This window comes from Pseudoalteromonas sp. SR45-5 (assembly GCF_014163565.1).
GTDB classification, from domain to species: Bacteria; Pseudomonadota; Gammaproteobacteria; order Enterobacterales; family Alteromonadaceae; genus Pseudoalteromonas; species Pseudoalteromonas distincta.
Genome location: NZ_JACJDN010000437.1, coordinates 1 through 3,520, shown reverse-complemented (window position 1 = coordinate 3,520; position 3,520 = coordinate 1). Strand labels below are relative to the sequence as shown.

The window sequence follows — 3,520 nt, the reverse complement described above, 5'->3', positions numbered from 1 at the left end:
TTTTTATATTGATTTTGTACTAGCTGGGGTGGGGGCGGTAAGCTAGGTAGCGATAAATAGATTTTTACGCAAAAAAAAGCCCAGCATAATAATGCTGGGCTTTCTTACTTTAGATGTATTAGCTTTGTAATTCGCCTGTAGATGATTCTAAATGTGCTCGTATGAACCACTGAAATTGCTCTAAATCGGCTAGTTGGCTGGTGATCATATCTTCAGAGACCGGATCTAGCTCAGAAAGAGTCTCAATTGCTTTGCGGTGATCGGCATTAACGCCATTATATACTTTGTCAAGCGCAGCCAAATGTTCGGTTACTAGGCCTTTGCCTACTGAGTATTCGTCCCAAGTACGGCGATCTACAATTGATTTTGGTGTGCCAACAGGTACTGCACCAAGAGTCGCAATTCGCTCTGCAATTGTATCTGTCATTTCGCGCACAATGTCTACTTGTGGGTCTATCATTTCATGTACGCCAATAAAATTAGGTCCCACTACGTTCCAGTGAATATGCTTTAAAGTTAGTTGTAAGTCTATCAATGCAACCATGCGGTTATCGAGGGTAGCTATTGTTTTTTGGGCTGATTCGTCACTCATACCTGGCGCGGTAAATTTAGTTGTTTTGTTTGATTCGTTATTGTTACTCATAATTTCTCCTACATTAAGTAATGTGTTGCTCATATAATATGTTGCGTTATGAGCATGACTTAAACTTAATGAAGCAACTGTTATGCCGTAAGTTGCTTTATTTGAAAAGTGATTCAAAAACAATTGGTTATATTTTAAATTAAGGTTTCTAAGGCTGCAGAGGAGATTGGGTTTTTGAAAAGCCTGCATATATTTGTAAAATATGCAGACTTCGATTTAGTTACTCTTAGGTGTATTTAAACGTTGGCTATGTATTCGTGCGCTTTTAAAACATCGAGCGGCACTATTTCTAATGATTTTTTATTTGTGGCCTCAAGCACCACTGGTGGCGCAACGTTTGCTGAAATAGCATGAAGCCATCTTACTGCACACAAGCACCATTTATCACCGGCTTTTAAACCTTCGAAATCGTAAAGAGGGTTCGGGCTTATTAAATCGTTACCTTGTGATTTTGAAAATTGTAAAAATTCATCAGTCATAATTGCACACACACTGTGATTGCCAAGATCTGATTCTGGTACATAACAAAACCCTTCACGTGTGTAGCCACCATTACCGCAACATAGTTTTAAGCGTGTGCCGAGTACATTAAATTGATTCGCCATGAAATACCTTAATTTGTGGTGTTTAATAAATTTACTCTAACAGGAGTAACTTGCTTGAGATAGCTATAAAACTTAAAAGAGGGAAGGGCTACACAAACTTAAGCCCGCAGCAAATTGCGGGCTTAGTATTGTTTATTATTTAATACGCAGCGCCATACAATCGCTATGACCGTTTATGATCATGCTTTTATCAACACGCACGCCACCACCAGAGTATTTACCGGCGGCTGTAAAACTACATATTTGTACAAAGTAGTCGTCTACTTTAGGCAGTGCAAATAGTTGTTGGTATATTTGGTCTTGCTCTGCAAAGTGCCCCATTGTTTTTTCTATAACTTGCTGCTGCTCATCAATAAGTTGAATATTAGCGCCACAGCGTCCTACTATTGGTTTAACTACATAACCGGATTGTAATAACTCGTCGTTAAGCTCAAACGCGGTATTAAGTAAATATTTATGATTAGGGAATAAGCTCCACAGTATTGGCAAAATAGCCTTGTTACTTGGAATTAATGTCCACAGCGGTTCAAACACCATGACATTTTTACGCAGTAATACATCGACTAAGCGTGGCGTTTCACCAGCTTTGAATTGTGGTTCAAAGTTATCACCTAATGATTGGTCGGCTTCGCATTCTTCACGAATTTGATCAAGTGCGGTTTCCCACGACCAGGTTTTCCATACGTAACTCAGTTGTGCGCCATCAGTATCTACTATGTTGCCTGACTCATTCCAGCGAAGTGTGCTTAAGCCAATTACTAGCTTACATTCAAAGCCTGCGGCTTCAATAGCTTCTTTCATAAATAATGCGTGGTAATGTTCTTCTGGTTCATCATCTTGCAGAATATGAACAAGACCTTTTACCTCACTTTTACGCCATGCTTTTACGAGATCTTTAAATAAATTTTGGCCTGCATCTACACCTGTTTTAACGCCAAAGTGTTTTGCCCATTTACCCTGAACTTTGCCGCTTTCCATGTAACACGATGCCGAATCGCAATTGTATTCGTAAACTTTTAAACCTGCTGCTGTTAAGGCAAAGTCAAACCGGCTGGTAATTAATTGGTTTAAGCGGTTATCCCACGATTGGCGAATTTTATTAAGCACAACATCGGGTAAATTAAACTTTTCTAATAACTCAGGGTGCTGCAATACATAGTCGGTTGCATGCATAAATAAGCCATGCAGCTCATTTGTTGCATGCTCAATGCTTTGCTGCGCCGTTTGAGATATTGCAAAGTAATTATGCTGATCCTCATCTACGGATGTAAGCTTATGGCCTTGCATCATTTCTACGTAGGCAGCTTCATCGTCATTCGCAATATTTAACCATGACTTGTTTGCTTGGCCTGTATCTGCTGCTTTATGGGCTTCTATAGTAAATAAGTCAGTGTTTAGCTCAAACGTTGGCTCAGCATATTCTGTTTCATCAGTTTGTGTCATCCAACCTAAAATAGTGGCGTCGCTGTAAGAGCACTCAATCCAATAGTCGCCATCTTTAGTTACTTTTGCTTTTAGTTCACGGCACCAGTTTTGATTTGTTGGCCATATTTGATGCCCTACATTTTGCTCAGCAAGACGTATTTTATCTTCATGCACTTCAACAATGACAGCAACATGACCTGTTTCTTCAAACTCGCCGCCTTCTTCCCATATAAGTAAACTACCTACTTGAGGGTGATGTTTAGCACCATTTTTAAACGCGTTTAGTGGCAATCTGTTTTGGCTATTTACATCGCGCACTGAACGCAGCTCAAAAATATCGTAAGCCATGGCTATGTCCTCAAAAATATAACCATGATTGAGGTACATCCATCTACGGGCAAATTCAACGCATTGCCATTTATAGCCCATGTAAATACCGTCTAGGTAACTACGATAGGCGCTACGATTAGGATAAACGCTTTCATCAGCCGTATCATAATCAGATGAGTAAACAGCAACATTACCAGGTGCATAACCTAATAAAGTACCAAAATCACTAGCAGAAGATTTCATAAACAAAGATGTTCAAAATAAGGTGTGATAATTTGCTGACTATATGAGCCAAACTGCGTTATAGCAAGATATTACTGGGTATAATCTTTAATTAAATATTGGTGCTAAATAGGGCTTAAAATTATATTTTATTAATCCATAGTTTTAAAAGCAGTAGTTAAGGAATCCCTCCTTCAAAGTGTTTATACATGTAAAACTGAACCTATATTCGTACTTTAGTTAATTTTTTATTAAACTATTGCGTTTGGCATAGAAAAACTAGCTAAAAGTTTTA

General features: G+C 38.7%; 3 protein-coding genes. All 3 read right to left on the bottom strand.

Annotation, left to right across the window (positions count from 1 at the left end; genetic code table 11):
• Positions 1–118: 118 nt before the first annotated feature.
• The 3 genes from dps to gss all read right to left on the bottom strand — a co-directional run bounded on the left by dps (position 119) and on the right by gss (position 3,246).
• Entirely contained in the window at positions 119–643 is a 525-nt protein-coding gene (dps, locus tag H5072_RS14765; protein WP_024595435.1) for a DNA starvation/stationary phase protection protein Dps, read from the bottom strand.
• Between the two features lie 236 nt (positions 644–879).
• The gene (locus H5072_RS14760; protein ID WP_024605487.1) at positions 880–1,248 is read right to left on the bottom strand and encodes a DUF2237 family protein; all 369 of its coding nucleotides are present in this window, start codon (positions 1,246–1,248) and stop codon (positions 880–882) included.
• Positions 1,249–1,383: 135 nt separating this feature from the next.
• Positions 1,384–3,246, bottom strand: a complete 1,863-nt coding sequence (gene gss / locus H5072_RS14755; RefSeq protein ID WP_182693942.1) for a bifunctional glutathionylspermidine amidase/synthase — start codon at positions 3,244–3,246, stop codon at positions 1,384–1,386.
• Positions 3,247–3,520: the final 274 nt, after the last annotated feature.

Coding starts and splice junctions, on each gene's coding strand:
- dps (WP_024595435.1), bottom strand. CDS start 643: ATGAGTAACAATAACGAATCAAACAAAACAACTAAATTTACCGCGCCA.
- H5072_RS14760 (WP_024605487.1), bottom strand. CDS start 1,248: ATGGCGAATCAATTTAATGTACTCGGCACACGCTTAAAACTATGTTGC.
- gss (WP_182693942.1), bottom strand. CDS start 3,246: ATGAAATCTTCTGCTAGTGATTTTGGTACTTTATTAGGTTATGCACCT.